The sequence below is a fragment of the Mangrovimonas sp. ST2L15 genome (genome assembly GCF_001280515.1).
Taxonomy (GTDB): domain Bacteria; phylum Bacteroidota; class Bacteroidia; order Flavobacteriales; family Flavobacteriaceae; genus Mangrovimonas; species Mangrovimonas futianensis.
Genome location: NZ_LBIQ01000030.1, coordinates 198,662 through 219,419, shown reverse-complemented (window position 1 = coordinate 219,419; position 20,758 = coordinate 198,662). Strand labels below are relative to the sequence as shown.

At 35.8% G+C, this 20,758-nt stretch carries 19 protein-coding genes; 5 read left to right on the top strand and 14 right to left on the bottom strand.

The annotated features are described in order from the left end of the window. Positions 1 to 16: 16 nt before the first annotated feature. Positions 17 to 3,385, bottom strand: a complete 3,369-nt coding sequence (gene mfd / locus ZA07_RS04820; RefSeq protein WP_053970599.1) for a transcription-repair coupling factor — start codon at positions 3,383 to 3,385, stop codon at positions 17 to 19. A gap of 101 nt (positions 3,386 to 3,486) precedes the next feature. Between mfd and ZA07_RS04815 the strand changes: the two genes are divergently transcribed. Beyond that, positions 3,487 to 3,918, top strand: coding sequence for a TerB family tellurite resistance protein (locus ZA07_RS04815; protein WP_053970598.1), 432 nt, complete (start codon positions 3,487 to 3,489; stop codon positions 3,916 to 3,918). Between the two features lie 50 nt (positions 3,919 to 3,968). Here ZA07_RS04815 and fbp read toward each other — a convergent pair whose 3' ends face one another. Then, positions 3,969 to 4,976, bottom strand: a complete 1,008-nt coding sequence (fbp, locus tag ZA07_RS04810; RefSeq protein WP_053970597.1) for a class 1 fructose-bisphosphatase — start codon at positions 4,974 to 4,976, stop codon at positions 3,969 to 3,971. 120 nt (positions 4,977 to 5,096) lie between these two features. On the opposite strand from fbp, the gene ZA07_RS04805 reads away from it, so the two are divergent. Genes ZA07_RS04805 through ZA07_RS04790 form a run of 4 tightly spaced genes read left to right on the top strand, consistent with a single transcriptional unit; the run spans position 5,097 to position 9,692 of the window. Continuing rightward, a complete protein-coding gene (locus ZA07_RS04805) occupies positions 5,097 to 5,576 on the top strand; it encodes a GNAT family N-acetyltransferase (RefSeq protein ID WP_053970596.1) in 480 nt (159 codons plus the stop codon). A gap of 1 nt (position 5,577) precedes the next feature. Beyond that, positions 5,578 to 6,828 (top strand): aspartate kinase, encoded by a 1,251-nt coding sequence (locus tag ZA07_RS04800; protein WP_053970595.1) that lies wholly within the window; start codon positions 5,578 to 5,580, stop codon positions 6,826 to 6,828. Between the two features lie 22 nt (positions 6,829 to 6,850). After that, a complete protein-coding gene (locus ZA07_RS04795; RefSeq protein WP_053970594.1) occupies positions 6,851 to 8,683 on the top strand; it encodes a lysophospholipid acyltransferase family protein in 1,833 nt (610 codons plus the stop codon). After that, a complete protein-coding gene (locus ZA07_RS04790) occupies positions 8,670 to 9,692 on the top strand; it encodes a carboxypeptidase-like regulatory domain-containing protein (RefSeq protein ID WP_053970593.1) in 1,023 nt (340 codons plus the stop codon). The genes ZA07_RS04795 and ZA07_RS04790 overlap by 14 nt, the downstream gene beginning before the upstream one ends. Before the next feature lie 5 nt (positions 9,693 to 9,697). Here ZA07_RS04790 and ZA07_RS04785 read toward each other — a convergent pair whose 3' ends face one another. The 12 genes from ZA07_RS04785 to serS all read right to left on the bottom strand — a co-directional run bounded on the left by ZA07_RS04785 (position 9,698) and on the right by serS (position 20,680). After that, positions 9,698 to 10,117: an NINE protein gene (locus ZA07_RS04785; protein ID WP_053970592.1), complete on the bottom strand. Its 420-nt coding sequence runs from the start codon at positions 10,115 to 10,117 to the stop codon at positions 9,698 to 9,700. Between the two features lie 52 nt (positions 10,118 to 10,169). After that, entirely contained in the window at positions 10,170 to 10,556 is a 387-nt protein-coding gene (locus ZA07_RS04780) for a VOC family protein (RefSeq protein WP_053970591.1), read from the bottom strand. Further along, complete coding sequence (locus ZA07_RS04775; RefSeq protein WP_053970590.1) at positions 10,553 to 11,011, bottom strand: DUF1801 domain-containing protein; 459 nt, start codon at positions 11,009 to 11,011, stop codon at positions 10,553 to 10,555. Before ZA07_RS04775 ends, ZA07_RS04780 begins: the two co-directional genes overlap by 4 nt. A gap of 135 nt (positions 11,012 to 11,146) precedes the next feature. Next, positions 11,147 to 11,659, bottom strand: coding sequence for a hypothetical protein (locus tag ZA07_RS04770; protein ID WP_053970589.1), 513 nt, complete (start codon positions 11,657 to 11,659; stop codon positions 11,147 to 11,149). Positions 11,660 to 11,842: 183 nt separating this feature from the next. Next, positions 11,843 to 13,540, bottom strand: coding sequence for a hypothetical protein (locus ZA07_RS04765; RefSeq protein WP_197276700.1), 1,698 nt, complete (start codon positions 13,538 to 13,540; stop codon positions 11,843 to 11,845). Positions 13,541 to 13,699: 159 nt separating this feature from the next. Continuing rightward, complete coding sequence (locus ZA07_RS04760; protein WP_053970587.1) at positions 13,700 to 14,644, bottom strand: 2-hydroxyacid dehydrogenase; 945 nt, start codon at positions 14,642 to 14,644, stop codon at positions 13,700 to 13,702. Between the two features lie 30 nt (positions 14,645 to 14,674). Next, complete coding sequence (gene mgtE, locus ZA07_RS04755) at positions 14,675 to 16,048, bottom strand: magnesium transporter (protein WP_082316517.1); 1,374 nt, start codon at positions 16,046 to 16,048, stop codon at positions 14,675 to 14,677. Between the two features lie 19 nt (positions 16,049 to 16,067). Next, complete coding sequence (gene rsmA, locus ZA07_RS04750; RefSeq protein ID WP_053970586.1) at positions 16,068 to 16,844, bottom strand: 16S rRNA (adenine(1518)-N(6)/adenine(1519)-N(6))-dimethyltransferase RsmA; 777 nt, start codon at positions 16,842 to 16,844, stop codon at positions 16,068 to 16,070. A gap of 4 nt (positions 16,845 to 16,848) precedes the next feature. Next, positions 16,849 to 17,172, bottom strand: coding sequence for a DUF4286 family protein (locus tag ZA07_RS04745; RefSeq protein ID WP_053970585.1), 324 nt, complete (start codon positions 17,170 to 17,172; stop codon positions 16,849 to 16,851). Positions 17,173 to 17,189: 17 nt separating this feature from the next. Continuing rightward, positions 17,190 to 18,965 (bottom strand): tetratricopeptide repeat protein, encoded by a 1,776-nt coding sequence (locus ZA07_RS04740; RefSeq protein ID WP_053970584.1) that lies wholly within the window; start codon positions 18,963 to 18,965, stop codon positions 17,190 to 17,192. 178 nt (positions 18,966 to 19,143) lie between these two features. After that, positions 19,144 to 19,272, bottom strand: coding sequence for a hypothetical protein (locus tag ZA07_RS16330; RefSeq protein ID WP_255349985.1), 129 nt, complete (start codon positions 19,270 to 19,272; stop codon positions 19,144 to 19,146). 136 nt (positions 19,273 to 19,408) lie between these two features. Then, a complete protein-coding gene (serS, locus tag ZA07_RS04735; protein WP_053970583.1) occupies positions 19,409 to 20,680 on the bottom strand; it encodes a serine--tRNA ligase in 1,272 nt (423 codons plus the stop codon). Between the last annotated feature and the right edge of the window lie 78 nt (positions 20,681 to 20,758).

Below are 20,758 nucleotides of genomic sequence, written 5' to 3'. Positions count from 1 at the left end.
TTTTAAGTTGATTCAATTATTGAGCCAAGATGGGTTTTAATACTGAAAGCCCTTGTTTGACGCTCTTGATATTTTCAAAAGTCAATAACAATCGCAATCCGGTTCTTGTTTGTTTTTCTTTCATTTTACAGGCTCTTGGATGGGTTTGCACAAATTGTAATAGTTTGGTAAATCCTTCACTTTGATAAAAGCCACTTTTTTGGTCATTGATGAAGTAACCTACAAGCTTTCCATTTTTCATGATTACTTTTTCCAGTCCCAATTTGGCAGCAAGCCATTTTAAACGCACACTGTCAAACAAATCAGAAACGGAGGTAGGCATATCGCCAAATCTATCAATGATTTCTGTTTCAAATTTTTCTAATTCATCATCTGTTTTAATCTCATTGAGTTTGGTGTAAAGGTTTAACCTCTCGGTAATGTTATTGACATAGTCATCTGGGAACAACAGTTCAAAATCACTATCAATAGTGACTTCCTTTACATATTGTTTTGATTTTTTGTCATCTTGATAGAGGTCTTTGAATTCGTTGTCTTTTAACTCTTCAATGGCTTCGTTCAATATTTTTTGATAGGTATCAAAACCAATTTCATTTATAAAACCACTTTGCTCACCACCTAGCAAATCTCCAGCACCGCGTATCTCCAAATCTTTCATTGCGATGTTGAATCCGCTTCCCAATTCAGTGAATTGTGCCAAGGCTGTGATTCGTTTCCGGGCGTCTTCGGTCATTACCGAATAATCTGGTGTGATGAAATAACAGAACGCTTTTTTATTGCTTCGTCCCACGCGACCTCTCATTTGATGCAGGTCACTTAGTCCAAAATTGTTGGCGTTATTGATAAATATGGTATTGGCATTAGGCACATCCAGACCACTTTCTACGATGGTGGTACTTACTAAAACGTCAAATTCACCATTCATAAAGGCAAGCATGAGGCTTTCCAATTTTTTACCATCCATTTGCCCGTGTCCAACACCTACTTTGGAATCAGGAACTAATCTTTGGATGAGGCCTGCCACTTCCTTGATGTTTTCAATACGGTTGTGAATAAAAAACACTTGCCCGCCACGTTCAATTTCATAACTAACAGCATCCCTTATGGTTTCTTCATTAAACCTGACAACGTGGCTTTCAATGGGGTATCTATTTGGTGGAGGTGTAGTAATTACCGATAAATCCCTGGCGGCCATCAAGCTAAATTGAAGTGTTCTTGGAATAGGGGTTGCGGTTAAGGTTAATACATCAATGTTCTCCTTTAAAGTTCGTAATTTCTCTTTGACTGCAACACCAAATTTTTGTTCTTCATCCACAATCAACAAACCAAGATTTTTAAACTTCACCGTTTTATTGGCTAGTTGGTGGGTGCCGATAATGATATCTACTGCACCACTTTCCAGTTTTTCTAAAGTGGTACGTTTTTCTTTGGCAGTTCGAAACCTATTCACATAATCTACCGTAACTGGGAAGTCCTTCAAACGTTCCTTAAATGTTCTGTAATGTTGGTAGGCCAAGATAGTTGTGGGAACCAAAACGGCTACTTGTTTGCCATTATCCACAGCCTTAAACGCAGCTCGGATTGCTACTTCTGTTTTTCCAAATCCTACGTCACCACATACCAAACGGTCCATAGGTCTTTCGCTTTCCATGTCCATTTTAATATCGGCGGTGGCTTTACTTTGGTCTGGGGTATCCTCATAAAGGAACGAGGCCTCTAGCTCATGTTGCATGTAGCTATCTGGATTGTATTGGTGTCCTTTTTTAAGCTTTCGTTTGGCGTATAATTTTATCAGGTTAAAAGCAACTTCTTTTACCCTCGTTTTAGTTTTTTGTTTAAGATTTTTCCAAGCAGCACTACCTAATTTATAGATTTTAGGAGGCTTACCATCCTTGCCATTAAATTTGGTAATCTTGTGAAGAGAGTGGATACTCAAATATAAAACATCCCGTTCCCCGTAAATTAATTTGATGGCTTCTTGTTTATTACCCTCTACATCAATTTTTTGAAGCCCTCCAAAGCGTCCAATTCCGTGGTCAATATGGGTGACATAATCTCCTATTTCCAGATTGGTTAATTCCTTTAATGTAATGGCTTGCTTTTTTGCATAGCCATTTTTGATGTGGAATTTATGATACCTCTCAAAGATTTGGTGGTCTGTGTAGCAGGTTATCTTATTGTCATGATCTATAAATCCTTGGTATAGAGAGAGTACAATGGTTTTGTAATGAATGTTTTGCTCTATCTCTTGGTTGTTTTGGGCACTGATGTCATCAAAAATATCATGAAATCTTTTGGCTTGTTGCTCACTGACACAGGCAATATAATTGGTGTACCCTTTTTGATGGTATTCATCCAAATTCTCAATCAACAAATCAAATTGTTTGTTAAAGGAGGGTTGTGGTGAGGTGTTGAATAGAATAGGGTCTGCTTGGTTTGAAAACAAAGATGATGTTCCAAATTCAACCAAATTAAAATCCAATAATTGCTGTTTCAGTAATTTGGAATGACAAAATAATTCCTCTGGTTGGGCATGTTTGATGTCCTTGGAAAGTTTTTCAAAGGCTTCCTTGGCTTTTTCAAAAAGAGCATCGGTTCTTGAAAAAAGTAGGTCGGCATTATTGAGGAAAACCACCGTTTTTTGAGCCATATATTCGAGGAAGCTTTGCCTGGTTTCTTCCATGAATTTATTGGCCATATTAGGAATGATATTGATTTTTTTAATTTGATTAGTTGACAACTGAGTCTCCACATCAAAGGTTCTAATACTATCCACTTCATCTCCAAAGAACTCAATACGGTAGGGTTCGTCATTTGAAAATGAAAAAACATCTACGATTCCACCTCTTACGGAAAATTCCCCTGGTTCTGTCACAAAATCAACTCTTTTGAATTTGTACTCAAATAGAACCTCGTTGATAAAATCAATGGATAATTGTTCGCCTATAGCTACTTTTAGAGTGTTTTTCTCCAACTCCCTTCTAGTCACTACTTTCTCAAATAAAGCATCGGGATAGGTGATAATTACGGCAGGTTTCTTTCTGGAATTGATCCTGTTTAAAACCTCGGCCCTTAGCAGTACATTGGCGTTGTCTGTTTCTTCAATTTGATAGGGTCTGCGATAACTTCCAGGGTAAAAAAGAACGTCTTTGTCATTCAGGAGAATTTCCAAATCATTCAAGTGAAAAGCAGCTTCTTCCTTATCATTGAAAATAAGAAGAAACGGTTTTTCAGCATTTTTAAAGGTTTCGGCTAAAACGAGTGATAGCGAAGATCCTACCAGACCTTTCAGATGCGTTTTCCCTTGGGTTTGGGAAATAGCAGCTTGCAGATTTTGCGTTTGCGAAGTCTGTGTAAAGATTTGCGAGAGGGTATTGTGGCTCAAAGCAATTTATTTGATGCAAAGATAAAATTTTGTTGTAGAGTTTGTGTTTAAAAAACTATTAAGAGTAGTATATTTGCACGACTTTAAAAAATTAGTATACGATGTCTATTTCAGATTTATTTGATTTCGGTTTTAGAAAAAGAAATCAAGACCACTTTGCTGCCATTGTAAGAATTGCTATGAGCGATGGTGTTATTAATGATGCAGAGAAGAAGTTTCTTGATAGATTAGCTCATAACCTTCATATTAGTGAAGCCGATTACACGCAAATTTTAAAGGATTACCAAACGCATCCTATTAACCCGCCACTTGCTTATGACGATCGTTTAGAACGTTTATATGATTTAGCACGAATGGTTTGGGCAGATCATATTGAAGGAGAAGATCAAGTAAGTATGTTAGAGAAATTATGTGTAGGTCTTGGTTTTCATCCTGAAAATGCTCAGTATGTTACTGACAAAGCTCTAAAGCTGGTACACCTTGAGGTTGATTTGGACACGTTTATTGAAGAGATAAAACATATGAACAGATAAGAAACTTATCTAATAGAATTATAAAAAAGCGAGCTAAAAGCTCGCTTTTTTTATTCGTATTTTTTAATAAATTCTTCGACTTTAGAGACCATGTTTTTACTTCCGCAGAAAAAAGGAACTCGTTGGTGCAATTCAGTGGGTTTAATATCCATGATGCGTTGGGTACCATTACTAGCTTTACCATTTGCTTGTTCTGCTAAAAAGGCCATGGGATTGCATTCGTAAAGCAGTCTCAATTTTCCATTGGAACTAGTAGAGCTTTTGGGGTACATATAAATACCTCCTTTGATCATATTACGATGAAAATCAGAAACCAAAGATCCAATATATCTACTGGTATAGGGGCGGTCACCTTCTTCCATTTGGCAATATTTAATGTAATCTTTCACACCTTGCGGAAAATGGATGTAGTTCCCTTCATTGACTGAATAGATTTTTCCGTCTTCTGGGAATTGCATGTTGGGGTGTGATAGGTAAAAAGTACCTATAGCAGGGTTCAGAGTGAAACCATTAACCCCGTCACCGGTAGTGTAAACCAACATGGTAGACGTCCCATAAACGACATAACCTGCAGCTACTTGTTGATCTCCTTTTTGTAGAAAATCTTCTATGGTCACTGGTGTGCCAATGGGGGTAACTCTTCGGTACACCGAAAAGATGGTTCCCACAGAGACATTAACGTCAATATTAGAGGAGCCATCCAAGGGGTCTATCAATACCACGTATTTGTTTTGATGGTTTTCATCTTGACTGTTGATGGAAACAAAATCATCTTCTTCCTCGCTGGCAATACCACATACAATATTTCTGTTTGTTAGGGTGTGGATGAATTTATTATTGGCATAAACATCCAATTTTTGTTGATCCTCACCTTGAATATTGTTCTCGCCTGAACTCCCAATGATATCCACCAAGCCAGCCTTGTTGACTTCGTGATTTACAACTTTGGCTGCAAGTCTAATGGAATTGATTAATCTTGAAAGTTCCCCAGAACTATATTTAAAGGATGCTTGGTTCTCAATAATAAACTCACCAAGAGTTTGATTCTTTACTGACATGAAGATGAATTAAGTTTAGAACAAATATCGTGGTTTTTTATCCAACTACATCGTTTTCGTGGTAAGAAAATCTGATTAAATGGTTAAGTTTAGATTATCTTTGAAAATAAAGGAGAATTTATGAAGATTCACATCAGAAAGGCTGAAAAAAATGATATGTCTCAAATTTTGGAACGCATCAAAGAGTTGGCTGTTTTTGAAAAAGAACCCGATGCGGTGGAAATTACCGTTAGTGATTTGGAATATGATGGGTTTGGCCCGAAACCAAAATTTCAATGCTTTGTGGCAGAAAGGGAAGAACGGATTGTAGGAATTGCATTGACTTATACAAGATATTCTACTTGGAAGGGCGAAGTACTTCATTTAGAAGATTTAATTGTGGAAGAATCCATGAGAGGACATGGTATAGGAACGCAGTTATTGGATAAAGTGGTGCAACATGGAAATGAATTAGGAGTAAAAAGGATTAGTTGGGAGGTGTTGGATTGGAATGAGCCTGCCATTTCCTTTTATCACAGTAAAGGTGCCGATGTAAAGCGTGATTGGGATGTGGTACACCTAGATCAAAACGGAATAAAAAATTATCTAGCCAAGTTGTAGTATGCAAGTTTTTAAATTTGGAGGGGCTTCTGTAAAGGATGCTGAAGGGGTCAAAAACATGGTCCGAGTTTTACAGGAAGTAGGTTACAAAAATACTTTGGTTGTTGTGTCTGCGATGGGGAAGACCACTAATGCTTTGGAAGAAGTGGTCAAAAATTATTTTCACAGTAAAAAGACATTGCAAAGTTCCATTCAGGAGGTGAAGAAATACCATAACGGTATTCTTTTGGACTTGTTTGAAAATGAACAGCATATTGTTTATAAAAAGGTAGCTCAATTATTTCAAGAATTAACCGATTTCTTTGGAAGAAATAAATCTCCAGATTACAATTTTGTGTATGATCAAGCAGTGAGTTTTGGGGAATTAATTTCAACTACTATAATAAGTGAATACTTGAATGAGATTGGGTTGAGAAATACTTGGATAGATGTCAGAGAGTTTATCAAGACAGATAATTTTTATAGATATGCCAAAGTGAATTGGGACGTTACCCAAGCTAATATTTCCAAGGGTTTAAAGAAAAATGTACTCAATATTACCCAAGGATTTTTAGGGAGTGATGCCAATAATTTCACAACTACTTTAGGACGAGAAGGAAGTGACTATACTGCTGCTATTTTTGCTTATTGTCTCAATGCTAGTAGTGTGACTATTTGGAAAGATGTGGAGGGTGTGTTGAATGCAGATCCACGGTATTTTGAGAACGCCAAGTTGTTGCAGAGTATTTCTTATAGGGAGGCGATAGAATTAGCTTTTTATGGGGCTTCGGTAATTCACCCAAAAACGTTACAACCGCTTCAAAGAAAAGAAATCCCACTTTTTGTAAAATCCTTTATGAATCCCAAAAATAAAGGGACCGTAGTACAAAAAGGACAAGGGATTGAGCCCCATGTTCCTTGCTTTATTGTCAAGAAAAATTTGGTGTTAATTTCTCTATCTTCCTTAGATTTCTCCTATATTGTTGAGGAAAATATCAGTGACATTTTTAAGCTGTTGCATCACAAGAAAATGAAGGTGGATGTGATTCAAAACTCTGCCATTAGTTTTTCGGTGTGTGTGGATGATCTTTATAACAGTCTTGAAACGTTATTAAAGGAACTGAAGTCAAAATTCAAGGTAAACTACCATGAAGGGGTGTCTTTATACACCATTAGGCATTATAATGATGTTGCGATAAATCAATTGGAGAATGGTAAAGAAGTGCTTTTAAAGCAGTTAACACCAGAAACCGTGCAAATAGTTACTAAATAAACATTTTACTATTTTTGTTGTTATGAGCAAACAACTTAATTCAGGATTGGTATCCGCAAAAGAAGTGGCGAAAGCTATACAAATTGACAACTATGGTTTTGTAGGTACATTTTTTGGATGGACGCTCATGAAGGTCTTAAAAATATCTACCTTAAATAAAATTTACAAAAGGAATGCACATCTGGATTCCTTGGAATTTTTGGATAAAATTATTGATGAATTTCAAGTAAAATTTGAAATTCCAGAAGAGGACTTAAAGCGATTACCCAAGGATGGCGCATACATCACGGTTTCCAATCACCCTTTAGGAGGTGTTGATGGTATTTTGCTTTTAAAATTGATGTTGACTCAAAGAACCGATTTTAGAATCATTGCCAATTTCCTTTTGCATCGTATTGAGCCTTTGAAACCATTTATAATGCCTGTGAATCCTTTTGAGGAACGAAAGGATGCTAAATCCAGTGTTTCTGGTATTAAGCAAGCCCTAAATCACCTGAGGGAAGGACATCCGCTTGGAATATTTCCTGCAGGAGAAGTTTCTACCTATAGAGACGGTAAATTGATGGTTGATAAACCATGGGAAGAGTCTGCCATGAAATTGATTCAAAAGGCAGAAGTTCCAGTCGTACCTATTTATTTTCATGCCAAGAATAGTAAACTTTTTTATAAGCTTTCCAAGATTAGTGATACACTAAGGACAGCCAAATTGCCCTCAGAATTGTTAACCCAAAAACGACGGGTTATTAAGGTTAGGATAGGTAGGCCTATTTCTGTTACAGATCAAAAGGAGCATGAAACATTAGACTCATTTACTGAATTTATTAGGAGGAAGACTTATATTTTGGCTAACTCTTTTGATGAAAAAGGAAGGTTCTTGTCCAATTTTTCATCCACACTTAAACTACCCAAGCCTCCAAAAAGGATTGTTACTCCTATAGATCCAGAGGTAATGGATAAAGAGGTTGAAGAGTTAAGGGAATTAGACCTGCGTTTGCTTCAAAGTAAAAATTATGAGGTCTTCTTAGCACCAGCCAAAAATATCCCTAACATTTTACGTGAAATAGGAAGGCTGAGAGAAATAACCTTTAGGGAAGTAGGTGAAGGGACCAATGAATCCATTGATTTGGATAAGTTTGACGACTATTATCACCATATGTTCTTATGGGATTCAGATGCTAAATTGATTGCCGGGGCTTACCGCATGGGATTGGGGTCGAAAATCTATGCGGAGTATGGGATTAATGGTTTTTACCTTCAAGACCTGTTCAGGTTTGAGCCAGAGCTATATAAGATGATGAGCGAATCCATAGAAATGGGAAGGGCCTTTATTATTAAGGAATACCAGCAAAAACCCATGCCATTGTTTTTGCTTTGGAAGGGGATTGTACATACCACTTTACGTTTCCCGGAGCATAAATTCCTCATCGGTGGTGTAAGTATTAGTAATCAATTCTCCAATTTCTCAAAATCATTGATGATTGAGTTTATGAAGTCCCATTATTACGATCCTTATTTGGCGCAATTTGTGAGACCAAAGAAAGAGTTTAAGGTGAGGTTAAAGGATGAGGATAAGGACTTTGTTTTTGATGAAACTGAGGCCGATTTAAATAAGTTTGATAAAATTATTGATGAGGTTGAGCCTGGAGCACTTAGGTTGCCTGTGCTTCTTAAAAAGTACATCAAGCAAAATGCCAAGTTGGTGGCCTTTAATGTTGATCCACTATTTAACAATTCCGTTGACGGATTGATGTATATCAAAATTGCTGACTTGCCAGAAAGTACGGTTAGACCAGTTATGGAAGAGTTTCAGGAAGAATTGGAACGCAAGTTATCTGAACAAAATGAGAATCAATAAACTATTTCTTCTTTTCTTTTTTTTACATCTTGTAGGTTTTTCTCAGGATATCAAAGGAGTTGTTTTTGATTCACAATCCGGTGAGCCCTTAGAAGGTGCTAGTGTATATTTTGATAATACCACAATAGGTACTACTACCAATGAAAAGGGAGAGTTCTCCTTGAATATAGATGAATCGGTAAGATCAGCCTTGATCATTTCTTTTATTGGTTACGAAAAGGTAGTCATGGAAGAATACAAGCCAGGCTCTATTTTAAAAATTCAATTAACTGAAAATGTCGCTTCTTTAAACGAAGTCAATCTCAGTTTTAATGATGGTTGGACAAGAAAGCAAAAGCTTCAGGCGTTTAAAAGGTATTTTTTGGGAAACAGTGAAAATGCTCTTTCCTGTGAAATTATGAATGAAGATGCTTTAATACTCAGATTCCTTGGAAAAAGTAACCAGTTAGTGGCATCCTCCAAAGAACCATTGATTATCGAGAACAAAAGATTGAAATATAGGATATCTTATGATCTTCAGGATTTCAACATTCAGTATGAGAAAAATGATACCTTCGGACAGGTATTTCCTATTTCAGTTTATTACGCTGGGACTTCCTTTTATCAAACCGATGAAAACTGGGATGGTTCCAAGAAAATTATAAACCGAAGAAAAGAAGTCTATTTTGGTTCCTCATTACATTTCATGAGGTCCTTGGTAAAAGGGGAGCTTCATGAGGAAGGCTTCAGAATTTTCTATAAAAAAACAGAAATCGCTCAAACGGGGGTTTTTGCAGTTTCTGATACGGATAAAACGAATATCAAGGAAATAAAGATTTTTAAACAACCTCTTCTGATTGTTTACAACAATAATTTTAACAACCAATCATCCATAACCACCAAAGAGGATATTTTTTACGTGGATGAATTTGGAAACCACATGCCCGCAGATGCGGTCATGTTTACCGGGTATTTTGCAAATCAAAGAATAGGGGATAGCCTTCCCTTAAATTTTGAAGCCGATAAATAATAAGTCTAAAACCAAGGTCTTTTTCCCACTTGATAGGTCATATAAAACTCTTCGTCACTTTTTGTTAGATAAATTATTCCTTCTATTAAGGTAAAAATCCAGACCAAAAAACTTAGAAAACCAAAGCTCATAATGGAAATTACCAAGGTGATCATCAAAAGGATGATGCCTTCTTTTACGTAACCTAATACAAATTTATGTGCGCCAAACCCTCCCAATAAGATAGCTAAGATTCCGGCGAGTACCTTTTTGTTGTTTCCAGTGGCTCGATCAAAAGCTTCATCTGCTGCATGTGCAAAGTCTTTTGCTTTTTCCTTGGCATCTTTAGAGAATTCATCGGCTTTGTCAGAGGCTTTTTTGGCCCCTTCTTTAAAGTCGCCTATAAGATCATCCAATTCGTCTCTTAAATCTTTTTTATTATCCATTATTTAACTCGTTTGAGGTTAGTTCTATAAAGATAAATAAAAACTCTGTTGCTTATTTAAAGGCTTGGTCAATTGGTTCCCATAGCTCTATTTTATTTCCATCATTGTCCATGATCCATCCAAATTTGCCGTAGTCATATTCTTCCATTTCGCCCACAATGGTAACACCTTCGTCCTTTAAAGTTTCCAATAATTCCTTAAGGTTTTCCACTCGGTAGTTAAACATAAAATCCTTTTTAGAAGGTTGGTAATAGGATGTATCCTCCGCAAATGGACTCCATTGGGTGGAGCACTTTTTTCCTTCTTTGTCCTTCCACCAAAAAGTACAACCATAATCATCTGTGTTGAAGCCTAAATGTTTTCGGTACCATTCTTTTGTTGCTTTAGGGTCTTTCGTTTTAAAAAACATACCACCGATTCCTGTTACGCGTTTTTTCATTTTCTTTTTAGATTAGTTTCATAAATGTCTATCCACTGTTTTGGGGTTAACTTGGTGCATAATTCACCTATAAGTTTAAAGGGAATATCATCTAGCTTCTTAAATCGAATGCAGCTTTTTCCCATGTCCAATTTAGTCTTGCAATGTTTGGGGTATTCTTTTACAAACCATTGATTTAATTCGGGTACAGCATAAATGCCACTATGGTATAAATTGATGGAATTCTTTTGGGAAGCAAAGCTCATAAACGGCAATGGCTCTTTAGGGTTGCAATGATATCCGCCAGGGTATAAGTCATGCGGCACATAGTATCCTATCATGTTGTATTGAATGCCCTCCTCAAACCCAGAAGGCAAATGCTCCGAAATGGTAGTTCTTAACTTTTTTAAGGCATCCTGGCGTTTTATTGGAACTTGAGAAATGTATTCCTCGGGAGTTGCTGCACTATATTTCATGGTTGAAAACTAAATTTACTGTCAGATTAAAAATAAGAATTCTAACTGATAAATAGAATGGGATTCCAAATGAATAAAAAAAAGGTGGCTTCCTAAACATGGAAACCACCTGGTATAAAGAATTTGGTTGGTTAGCTAGCTATTAATTTGTATTATTTTTTCTTCATCCCCTTTTTTGAGTGTGACCTTATATGTAAGTTTTGTAATTTCTGAATTTTCATAGATTATTTTACAAGTTGTGGCATTGATTGCCCAACCTGGATGGTTTTTGACAATATTTTGACTTACAGAAAAAGGAAGCGGAATATTTTTGAACTCTTCTTTGCTAGAAATTAAGGTGCCTGAATCATTATAGTTGGCTTCAATCATATAATTCCCTTCATCAAATTTCACGTTGTAATTTGCTGTTTCATGAGGTGTGTAAATGTCTAAACTTTTGATGTCAAATGCAGCAACCATGGAGTGCATTTTTTCTACGACGACTGGTAATTTCTTATTTTCAAAGGTTTTCTCAAAAGCTGTTTTCTTTGCATAATTCATTTTTGAAGGACCACGGTCTAAAGTGTTAGACACCATGGCTATTTCATTCTGGGCAATTACTAGGTTGGTCATTCCTAATACTATTAAACCAAAGATTAAATGTTTCATAATAGAGGTTTTTCGTTAACAAAAAGGCTTGCTGGTAATAGTACTATTTAGGGAGAGAGTGTTGTTTTTGACAACGATACTAAATTACAAAGAGGTTTTTGTAAAACACTGTGTATGAGATAGACATGTGATGAACGACCAATAGACAAACAATAGACAAAAATGTTTATAACACTTAAAAAGTTACATGCTTTGAATGAATTGATCTAGGTCAACATCTTCAGGTAGATGTAGTTTTTTACGCAGCCTATACCTACTCGTGTTTAGGGAAGCTAAGGTTATATTCTGAAGGGAAGCAATGCTTCGGCTATCAATTTTCAGTCTAATGAGGGAGCAAAGTCTAATTTCAGTTTTACTAAGGTTTGGAAATCTTTTAGTCAATTTGCTGTAAAACGAATCACTTAATTTATCCAGTCTTTCAAAGAAATCCTTGGTATTACTATCAAAGGTTATTTTATTCTTAACCTCATTTTCCAATTCATCTAATAAGGCACTTCGTTCTTTTGTTGGCGATTGTTTTAAGATTTCAATTTTCTGAGCTAATAGTTCTGCCCATTCTTGGTTTTGGGATAAATTGAGAGCAAAATCTGTTAAATCACGCTCCTTAGATTTGATTTCGGAATTTAGTTTTTGAACTTTCAAAGAGGTGTTTTCCAGAGTCTTTTCTGCTAAAAGCTGTTTGTTTTTTGCATTAATTACATATTGTCTTCTCCTTAGAACTAGGGAAGTAAGTAGAATGATTCCTATGGAAAGAATTAGTGTGATGATCCACCATTTCAACCTTTGGTTTTTTAGTCTGTTTTCTTTTTGTAATCTCTCAATTTTGAAGTTTAAGGCCACCCTATCTAAAGTGACATTGTTTAGTTCATTCCTCCATTTGGTATCTGCTCGTTTGGATGCTGTCAAAATACTATCAGAAAGACTCCATACTTTCTTTGAGGTAGCATAGGCCTCTTTTATTTTATTTTGTGATAGAAATAATAATTCTTCTGTTTTTAGAATTTCTAACTTCGAGCTATCACTCAAATTCAATTCGTTTTTCTTGGCTAATTCTCCTAATTGTAGAAATGCCTGTTCCGCTTGCTCAATTTGGTTCAACTTGAGATGGGAACGAACCAATTGCGCCCCTGCACTTATCAGTCTGGGTAGGTCTATTTTTTGTGTTTTTTCATTAGGAGTTTTTTGATAAAAAGAGAAGTTGGATTGGTATAAGGGGAGTGCTTTAACCACGAAGCCTTGATCTGTATAAATATCGGCGATATTATCTCTAATACTTCCAATTAAGGTATGCTTGGGGAACGAATCTTGGTTGATTTCATATGCTTTATTGAAATAAATTAAAGCATTTGACAAATCTTTTTTGTCCCAATAAAAGTATAAGCCATAATTGTTAAGCGCAGATGGATAATAAATACCTTTCAAGGTTTTTGAAAATTCTATGTTTTGAAGGTGTGTTATTTTTGCACTATCAAGCTTGTTGAGTTTGGCGTAGCTTTCTGCTAGGACAGAATAGGCATAGTTGCGCATTTCAATATATTTTTCCTTTTCTGAGGAAGTCAAATGGGATTCAAATTCCTTATATTTTTTAAAGAATTTTTGATAGGAATTAATGGTTTGTTGGGAGAAACCAATATTGTAAAACCAATTCCCTGAGTGTAAATAGGTGTCTAATTTTAAGGCGTAATTTCCTTTGATATGAGGTAAAAGGTCAAGACATTGAAAGTGTTTTGACAGATAAGATTGAAGTTGATTTTCTGAAAAGGACTTTCTTTGGTAAGTTTTAATATCATCTTCTGGAAATTCTAAGTTGATTTCAGATTGAAGTTTCTGGAACTGCATTAACGCCTCTTCGCTACTTAAGTTTTCATTCTGTGAAAACATAAATTGAAAGGGAAGGAAAAACCATAAAAGAACCATTCTTAGTCTCAAAGTCAACCAAAATTTTGATGAAGCTTATTGTAAATATAAGAAGATAGCTACAAATAAACTGTTTTTAATTTATTGGTTGTCTGAATATTGAATGGGGAAACTAGAATTTATCTAGTTTTTCATTATGAATTTGGCTCGGATTTTATCTACGATAGTTTGGGCAAGTTTTTCTTTGCTCTCTATAGTCCATCCTGCTATATGTGGGGTTAAAAGTACATTTTTTGCCTGGATTAAATATTGAAAAGCAATGGGCATTTCGGTTTCAAAAAGAGATTCGAAGGAAGCTTTTTCGTATTCTAGGACATCCAATCCCGCACCAAGTACCTTTCCAGATTTTAAACCTTCTACTAAATCTTCGGTGATAACACTTTTACCTCTTGCTGTATTAATAAACCAAAACGGTTTTTTAATAGAGTCTATAAATGTTTTATCAATCATCTTCAGCGTAAGCGGCGTTTGAGGCGTGTGTAAACTGATCACGTCTACTTTTTCAGTAAATTCTTCAAGAGAAACCTGTCTGGCATTTTCATCATCAACGCCTTCCTTGATATCAAAACAAAGTACTTCAACGTCAAAGCCTTTTAGTTTCTTTGCAAAAGTCTTACCCATGTTTCCATACCCGATAATTCCAACTGTTTTACCATCCAATTCCACGCCGCGGTTTGCTTCTCTCAACCAAAGTCCAGACCTCACCTCACTATCAGCCTTATTTAAATGATTGAAAAGTGATAACAACATACCTAGGGCTTGTTCTCCCACAGCATTTCTATTACCCTCTGGGGCAGAAATGAGATAAACTCCTTTTTTATGTGCGTAGTCACAATCAATATTTTCCAATCCGGCACCGACACGTCCAATAAATTTTAGATTGGTTGCTGCTTTTAGAAAGGTTTGGTCAATGGTAAATCGACTTCGAATGATGATACCGTCGTAGAGATGAATTTTCTTTTCAATATCTATTTTGGCAGAGGTGTAATCTTCATCGTTTTGGAACCCTAAATTATTCAATTGGTCGATTAACAAAGGGTGGTTTGTGTCTAAATGCAGAATTTTCATTTCGAAAAGAAATTTTGTTTGGATAAAATACTAAAATCCGAGAATGACTTTGGCAATCAAAAAATAAATCAAAATCCCAAAAATATCATTGCTGGTTGTAATAAAAGGACCTGTTGCGACAGCTGGATCTACGCCTTTTTTATCTAAAAATATAGGAATAAAGGTTCCTATTAAAGCGGCAATGACAATTACAGTAACTAGGGCAATACAGATGGTTGCAGAAACTAAATAAGGGGTTTCAAAAAGAAAATGACTCACAGGTAGCACGACCAATGCAATGGCAAGACCATTAACTAAACCCAGTAAAAACTCCTTGAATAAACGAGTCAAAATTTCACCTTTTATGGAGTCATTGGCTAAACCTTGTACCACAATGGCAGAAGATTGTACCCCTACATTTCCTGCTGTTGCCTGAATTAAAGGAACAAAAGAAAGTAATATCACATATTTTTCCATGACGGTTTGAAAACCTGTGATGATTGTAGCCGCCCCCAAGCCTCCAAACATCCCAATCAATAACCATGGGAGACGGGCACGTGTGAGTTCAAAAATGCTATCATCCGCTTCAACGTCATTGGTAATACCAGCTGCCAATTGGTAGTCTTTATCAGCTTCTTCTCTTAATACGTCAACAATGTCATCAATGGTAATTCTACCCAATAAGGTTTTTTCATCATCTACTACTGGGATAGCTTCCAAGTCATATTTAGCCATAATTTTGGCTACTTCTTCTACATTTTCTTCTACATTCACATAATCTACACTAGAAATGTAGATGTCCGATATTTTTTGATCACTTTTGGCTACAATAAGATCTTTAAGAGATAATCGGCCAATCAGCTTTTCCTTTTTGGTCACCACATAAATGGAATGAACGCGAGTAACATCTTTTGCTTGTCCTCTTATTCTGCGTAAACAACCAGCTACGGTCCATGTTTCATATACTTTAACTAGCTCCTTGGCCATTAATCCCCCTGCAGTATCCTCATCATAAGCCAATAGCTCTTTGATTTCTGCCCGGTGGTCTTCATCGTCAATATTTGAAATAACGGCATGACGTCGCTCTTCAGGTAATTCAGCAATGATATCGGCAGCATCATCGGTATCCAACTCTAAGATTTCATTGGCAATCTCTTTGGCAGATAAATTCTCGAGGACTTTTTCCCTGTTGTCCTCATCCATTTCCATTAAGACATCTGAAGTAGTTTCAGAATCCAAAAGCTTAATGATGTAGACCGCATCTTCTTGGTCTAATTCATCCAGAATTTCGGCAATATCCGCATAGTGAAAATCATCTAAAAAAGTTTTGAGCTCCTTATCACTTTTTTGTTCGATTAGGAGTTCTACTTTTTCAAGAAGTTCGTCAGTTAATTCAAATTGGATATGTTCTAATTCTTCAGACAAATAGCAAGGTTTTTTTTGGTTATTCTAAATCATTTTCAATTAGTTGGGTGAGCTCAATAAATTGCTCTACACTCAGCTGTTCTGGTCTTTGGTCAAATATAACATTTGCTTTTAATTTATCTGATAAATTAAAGGTTTTTAAACTGTTACGAAGGGTTTTTCTTCTTTGTTGAAATCCTTGTTTGACTACTCTGAAAAACAGTTTTTCATCACAGTCTAAAGCAAAATTTTCTTTTCGTGTGAGCAATAAAACACCAGAATCAACTTTTGGTGGCGGGTTGAAAACGGTAGGTGGGACTGTAAACAAATAGGTGGCGTCATAAAAAGCTTGGGTTAAAACAGATAAAATTCCATAGGTTTTGCTTCCCGATTTTTCACAAATTCGTTGAGCGACTTCCTTTTGAAACATACCAGAAAACTCCGGAACTTGATCACGCATTTCCAACATCTTAAAGATTATTTGAGAGGAAATGTTATAGGGGAAATTACCAATTATAGCAAAGGGTTCATCTTTAAAAACTTCTTTTAAATCATATTTTAGGAAATCTTTTTCAATGACTCTATCGGCTAGATTTAGATAATGGGTTTTTAGGTATTCGACAGATTCTGTGTCTATTTCAATAACATGGGTTGTTGTTTCTTTTTCCAAAAGATATTTGGTTAAGACCCCCATACCTGGGCCAATTTCCAAAACATGTTGATATCCTTTGTAAGAAAGGGTATCTGCAATTTTTTTCGCAATATTTTCATCAGTCAAAAAATGCTGACCTAAGTGCTTTTTGGCTCTTACCGACATAGACTTAATTAAACGTTACAGAATACTCGTCAAGAACTTCCAGTTCTGTTCTAAAGGCCAAAACTTTATCAGCAAATAGTTTGAGGCCTTCTTGCCTAAGAATAGGCGCGTCATTTTCGTAATAATTCTCTAAATGGGTTCTTGATTTGGCATGGTATTGAACTGAATATGTGACACCTCCCATTTCTTCATCCACTAAAACTTTTATAAGTTTTGCTGCAGTAAAGTGCCCAGTAGCCAAAACCTTTGGTATGTGATTTTTAATCCATAATAACCATTGATCGTGTACACTTTCATCCACATTGAGAGTCACATTATATATCAACATAAAAAATAATTAAAGGGTTAATTAATGTCATCACCTCGTAAGCGGCGATAGGCTTTTCTAGCGTCTACAAAGTAAATGCTATCTTGATGATTAAAGACTATGTTTTCATATAAATCTTTAGCCTTTTCAGGTTGATCCAGCACCTGGTTGTATAATTGAGCTAGATGAAAATAGGCATCATCCGCCAGTATATCATCTGCATAATTGGTAATGATAGATTGATAATTGGCAACGGCCAAATCATGTTGATTTGTTTTTTCATAAAGCTGCGCTTGTTTAAACAAAGCCTGGTCTTCAATACTTTTTCCCGTATGATTTTCAAGAATGTTAGCCAAAAGCTCAATGGCTTCATTGGTCTTGTTTTGAAATGCCAACAAGTCTGCCTTTGCATAAAGTTTTAAGGCTGTTTGCGTTGAATCTTCATATTTGTTATCGCGTATTAATAGCATAAGATCCAAAGCGTCATTTGCAATTAACTGTGAGGTAGATGATTTTAAAATGGTAAGCTGTGATTCTGCCCATTTAAAATCTCCTTTGTAATAGCTTGTTTTGGCAACTTTATATCTGGCTTCTTGGGATAGCGTACTGTTTTTTAAGTTTCTTTGAATTTGGGTATAATATATTAGGGCCTCATTGAATTTTTCTTCAAAAACTAAAATATCGGCCAGTTCCATTTTTATTTTGGCTTCTTGAAAACCAGATAAAGTCATATCTAGGCTTCCTTTTAATAAGGAAATAGCTTGTGTCGTATCATGCAGATAAAAGGCAGTGAAATGAGCGTGTAGAATTTGGAGTTCTAAAGTTTGGGGAGACACGCCATAAAGGTCAAAAATTTGTTGAAATTGTTGTGAGATTTTGGCGTAGTCTGAAGGCTTTGAGTTTTCAATCTGAATTTTTAGCAGATAGTAATTGGCTTCTAATTTTGTCTCTAAGTCTTGGGCAGTTTCTGATATGTAAGTGAAAATTTCAATAGCTTTATCATGCTGTTTGTCTGCATCTGCTACTAGGGCCAATTCCTTTATTCTATGAAAGCTTTCTGGTTTTCTGTTAAAAATAGCACGTTCTTGTGCAAAAGCTTTATGATACTCTTTTTGCTGAACAAATAACCAACTTAACATTTCATTCCAAAGCAGGTTAGGCTCGGTTTGGATTTTTTTTAGAAGAATCCTTTTCAGGATTTGATTATTCTCAGAGTCAAAATCATCGGTGATAAATTCGCCAAAATTTCTTTTGATGGTATTGACATAGGAATCATTTTTCTCTACAAAATCCAAATAGCTATCAAACATTTTTTCAATATTACCTTGATCACCATAGATTCTAGCCAATTGGATATTGAAGTCAAGCCCAGGATTTATTTGCATGCCTTTTTCGTAGGTGGCAATGGCCAGGTCTAAAAGGGCTTTATCCTCAAAAGATTTTCCCAGCGTATAAACATAGGATGGGGTTTGGTCAATAAACGCCAAGGCTTCTTGGTAATATTTATTGGCATTTTCCATGTCATTTTTTAACTGGTAATTATACCCTAATTCAACCAAAAAGGCGGGATTTCTGGATCTGGAAAGTTGAAAAGTAAGTATCTCTTCCGCTTTATTATATTGCTCCAGTTGTTGGTAGGATTTAATAAGATATTGGATGTAATTATAATTGTTGGGCGATTTGTCATAAAGTTGTTTGTAGCTAACAACCGCTTTTTCAAAATCTCCATTTTTGAAATACTCTCTAGCCAGAGCATCTTCCTGAGAAAAGCCTGAAAAAGATAATAGCAAGAAAGCAACAATCAAAACCCGCATAACCTTACTTTGGGTAAATATAACAAATCCATTCTTGGGATATTGCCAATGGTAATATAAAAAAATGCCTATACAGCAAGTATAGGCATTTTGCCAACCAAAATAAATGTGCTATTAATCAATGCTTGAATTAAACATGATTCAAATACTTGATTGGGGCTTTATTTTTAAACCTCAGTTATTCTGTATATATGGCAGCAGATGATTGATTTGGGTGTTGATCCAGTTTCAAGAAGTCATCTCCTAGAAACTTGGCGGCAAGAACGACCATGGCTGCAATTAATAATATGCGAAGGATATTCTTCATTTATAAGTAGGTTTGATTTTTTATGGTATGCTAACTTGCTAAAAAAATCTTAAAAAAGCAAAAAAAAAATGACAAAAAATAGATTACAACTAATTTTTTTGTCATTTTATCGTCAAAATAGGAAAAAACCTACATGCTAATCAATCATTTCGAAACCAGTGTAAGGAATTAGTGCCTTTGGAATCATAATGCCATTATCTGTTTGGTTATTTTCCAATATACCAGCTAAAACTCGAGGTAATGCTAATGAGCTGCCATTCAAGGTGTGGGCCAATTCATTTTTTCCTTCAGAATTTTTAAATCGAAGTTTTAGCCTGTTTGCCTGAAAGGTTTCAAAATTAGAAACTGATGATATCTCTAACCATTTTTCTTGAGCTGTTGAAAAGACTTCAAAGTCATAAGTCAATGCCGAGGTAAAGCCTAAATCTCCTCCACATAATCTTAGGATACGATATGGCAGCTCTAATTCTTGTAAAATACCTTTTACGTGATTAACCATGTTGTCTAGGGCATCATATGATTTTGAAGGATGCTCGACCCTTAAAATTTCCACTTTGTCAAATTGGTGTAACCTATTCAAGCCTCTTACATGAGCTCCATAACTTCCGGCTTCCCTTCTGAAACAAGGGGTGTATCCCGTAATTCCAATTGGTAAGTCCGTTTCATTCAAGATGACATCCCTAAAAATATTGGTTCCAGGAACTTCAGCCGTTGGTATTAAATACAGATTATCTTCTGTGACATGGTACATTTGTCCTTCTTTGTCTGGTAATTGGCCTGTGCCAAATCCAGAGGCTTCGTTTACCAAATGTGGTAGCTGATATTCTGTATAACCTGCTTCGGTATTTTTATCAAGGAAATAAGCAATTAAAGCTCGTTGCAGTCTAGCACCTTTTCCCTTGTAAACAGGAAATCCAGCTCCAGTAATTTTATTTCCTAATTCGAAATCAATGATATCATATTTTTTAGCCAATTCCCAGTGAGGTAAGGCATTCTCACTCAATTGCGGAATATCCCCTTCTCTAAATACCTCTTCGTTGTCAGTATCAGAATTTCCTGCAGGGACAATGTCATTTGGAACGTTAGGTATTTTGTATAATAGATCATTGAGCTCTTGAACCTTTTGGTTGAGTTTGTCGTTGAGCTGTTTGGATGTCTCTTTTAACTCAGATGTTTTGGCTTTTAATTCGTTTGCCTTGTCAACCTGTCCTGATTTAAATAATAAGCCAATTTCTTTCGAGATGGCATTGGAATCTGCTAAAATATTATCCAGGTTTGCCTGAAGACTTCTTCTTTCCTCATCGGCCGAAATTACATTTTCAATCATTTCACTGGCGTCAATATTTCTTTTGGCCAGTCGCTTAATAACCTCTTCTTTGTTTTCTCTAATAAAAGGTACTTGTAACATAGGATAATATTTAGTTGATGGGTATTACCATCTGAAATTGAAGCACAAAATTAAGAAGATTTTAGGTTGCAGGAAATA